Raw genomic sequence first — 2,942 nt, forward strand, 5'->3', positions numbered from 1 at the left:
GCCGGGCAAGCGGAGCGCGCAGCGCCGGCACGGCGCGGAGGCGTCAGGGATTGACGCCCGAAGGGGCGAGACGCCGCAGGCGGCTCGATGCGCAGCACGAAAGCCCGGCCCCGCAGGGGAGACGCCCTAACGACGGCGGGAATCCTGGTGCAACAGGTCATAGACGCCCTGCCCTTCGCTGTGCTGGCAATACTGGCACCAGCGGAGCATCCCCGCAGCCGTGGCCCGCCATTGCGTCATGCCGCGCTTTGCACACGCCGGGCAAAGCCCACGTTTCGGCTTCCGGGAACCGAAGCCCTGGCCAGCTCTCACGCCCACGGCGCGCACCCGGAAAAGGGCCATGCAGGGACGGCGTAGCCGTGCCGGCCAAGCCCAGCAGGATGCCGCGCGGCGGGGCGCAGCCCCAAGAGCGCCCGCCCGCGCAGGCGGGCGGTGGTCATCAGCATTGCCAGTTGGCACGGAAGCCGCGCCAGTCGCGGGCCACAAAGCCGGTGGCCGATTCGAGCGCGGCGGCCAGGGCCTCGGCGCGCGCATGGGACGAGTGGCGGCGGATCGCGGCCGCGAACTCGGCCAGGGTCAGGCGGGAACCCCAGCGCACCAAGTAGCCCCATGCGGCGATAGCGTGGCGGATCAGTTCGTTGGTGGCAGTGTCGGTAGCGGTCTTGCTCATGGTCATGTCCTTGGGTTGGATGGTCGAGGGTGAGGCTGACGCGCGGGCCTGCTCGCCCTGGTGCGCGTCAGCCGGGTGCAGCGCCGGCCAGCGGCCGGCGCTCCGATTTAGGCGGCGGCCTCCAGCTCGGGCACGGCGCGGGATTCATCCAGGCGCAAGCGGGATTCGGGAACCGGGAACCACGGGCAATCCCAGTCCAGCAGATAGCGCGCGCCGTTCGCGTACTGGCCGCACGGCGAAGCCGGGCGCTGATAGAAGCCGGTGACACGCAAGGGAAACTCAATGCCTGCCGGGTTCGTGTAAATCACTGGATCGCCGGCTTTGAACCGCAAGGGCTGGCCGTTCTCGGGTGCATAGGGCTTTTGCGCGTCGTGCTGGGCGGTGACTTCCTCGGCCCATTCGTGGTGGCTGCTCATGGTGTCGTCCTTCGTGTAGTGGTGGGAGGGAGGCCCGGCCGCGCGTCCAGCGTGGCCGGGCGGCTCGGGTTAGCCCTTCAGGCGGCGCATTTCCTCGGCCAGCACCCACAAGGCGCGGTTCAGCTTAACGCTCTGGTCGATGCCGTTGACCGGGCGCGTCGTGGTGGTGCGGCCGCTGCGGTTGCGGCCGCGCAGTCCGCCCTTCATCATGTTTTCCTGCACGCGGTTGAAGGTCGTCCACATATCGTCGCGGCGATCCTCGAAGCGGCGCGGGGCCAGGATTTGGGATTCAGTCACGGGCACAGCCCCGCTGTCCTGGTCGTCGTACTTCAGGGCCAGTGCAGCGCGGGCAAAGGCGGCCTGCTCGCCCTGGTTGAGCGTGAGCACCTGCATGGCCTCGCGCTGGGTGGTGGCTTCCTCGAAGCTGTCCAGCACCTTGAAAGCGCCTTCGATCACATCGCCCACCACGTCGCCGTTATGGCGCACGCGGATGTCGCTGGTTGTCTCGCCGCATACCATGCCGTTAGAGCACACAAAGCGGAACATGCCGGCCAGCATCTGGTAGCTGCTGGTGCCGTCGTGGCTGTTCAGCAGGATGATTTCATTCGCCTCGCGGCCGGCGATCTGGTCGGCGTGGCGCAGGCGGATCATGTGCTTGGTGTGCTCGCGCTTTTCCTCGTTGCGCACGCGGGTCTGGCAAACCATGAAGGGCTGGAAACCCTCTTTGCGCAGGCCGTTCAGAACGTCAATGGTCGGGATATAGGTGTAACGCGCGGAGCGGCTTTCGTGGGCGGCCTCGGCAAAAATCGAGGGGGCCACGGCGCGGATTTGGTCATCCGACAGGGGCATGTCGGCGCGGATACCGGAAGCATTGCGGAAGCGGCTTGCGAGTTGCATGGTCATTTCTCCAGTGAGTTGATGATGGTCTAGGGATCAAAGGGCCGATAAGCCCGGCCTGCTCGCCGGGCCTGTCGGTTGTTCAGGTCTGCGGCGCGGATTCGCGCAACATCCCTTGAATCTTGGCTTGGAGGTCTTCCAAGCGGGCCACCGCCTCGGCGGTGCCTTCTTCGTTCGGGCAGTAGTCTTTTTTGTCGTCGATGAGGTTTTTCACTGCATATTCCAGATCGAAAAGCTCATCACGGGTAAAGCTGCTGGCCATGATTAGCGGCGGCCTTGACCGGCTTGCTCGGTGCTGTCGTAGTCGCGCATCCAGTCGTCGTGCTCGGCGTTGCCGGGGCCTTGCTGCTGCTGGCCAGCGTCACCGCCTGCACGGTTGCCGCTGGGACGGCCCAGGTACTGCACGCGCTCGGCCTCGAAGTTGAAACCGCCCTTGCGTTCGGCCTGCTTGTACCAGCTACGAATCCGGCCCATCACCGCCACGGTGGAACCCTTCTTCAGAAACTTGGCGTCGTTCTCGGCTTGCTTGCCGTAGGTCGTCACCGGGATGAAGTCGGTTTCTTCGTGCTTCTTGCCGTCGCGGTCGAAATAGACGTTATCCACGGCGACAGTGAAGGTCACGGAAGGCGTGCCGCTGGGCGTGTAGCGCAATTCCACGTCCTTGGTCACGTTGCCCACGATGGTGAAAGTGTTGATGCTGGCCATGATCGAAGCTCCTTTTTTGCTCGGTTGATGGTGGTCTTTGCTGCCTGGTGCAGAACCGTTCTTTGTTCCTACACCATGAGTCATATTGTACCATAAAACTATTGACCGTCAATAGTTTGTGAGAGAGAAAAGCCTGATTTTTCGCGGGTTCCCGGCTTGTGTTTCTTCGGGGTTCAGGCAAGCTACCTTGGAGCCTCGGGGCGGGGTTTGGGGGCCGGAACAGGCCCCCAAGGTGTTGCAGTTGCTCTTGCCCC

The 2,942-nt window shown here is 64.6% G+C and carries 5 protein-coding genes; all 5 read right to left on the minus strand.

The features are described from left to right. Nucleotides 1–439 precede the first annotated feature (439 nt). Entirely contained in the window at nt 440–670 is a 231-nt protein-coding gene (locus tag F7R11_RS26900) for a hypothetical protein (protein WP_009242149.1), read from the minus strand. Between the two features lie 107 nt (nt 671–777). Continuing rightward, complete coding sequence (locus F7R11_RS26905) at nt 778–1,086, minus strand: hypothetical protein (RefSeq protein WP_009242150.1); 309 nt, start codon at nt 1,084–1,086, stop codon at nt 778–780. A 69-nt stretch (nt 1,087–1,155) separates the two neighbouring features. Then, nucleotides 1,156–1,983 (minus strand): DUF932 domain-containing protein, encoded by an 828-nt coding sequence (locus F7R11_RS26910; RefSeq protein WP_009242151.1) that lies wholly within the window; start codon nt 1,981–1,983, stop codon nt 1,156–1,158. 82 nt (nt 1,984–2,065) lie between these two features. Next, the gene (locus F7R11_RS26915) at nt 2,066–2,245 is read right to left on the minus strand and encodes a hypothetical protein (protein WP_009242152.1); all 180 of its coding nucleotides are present in this window, start codon (nt 2,243–2,245) and stop codon (nt 2,066–2,068) included. Nucleotides 2,246–2,247: 2 nt separating this feature from the next. Next, the gene (locus F7R11_RS26920; protein WP_009242153.1) at nt 2,248–2,688 is read right to left on the minus strand and encodes a single-stranded DNA-binding protein; all 441 of its coding nucleotides are present in this window, start codon (nt 2,686–2,688) and stop codon (nt 2,248–2,250) included. Between the last annotated feature and the right edge of the window lie 254 nt (nt 2,689–2,942).

Source organism: Ralstonia insidiosa, from assembly GCF_008801405.1.
GTDB lineage: Bacteria > Pseudomonadota > Gammaproteobacteria > Burkholderiales > Burkholderiaceae > Ralstonia > Ralstonia insidiosa.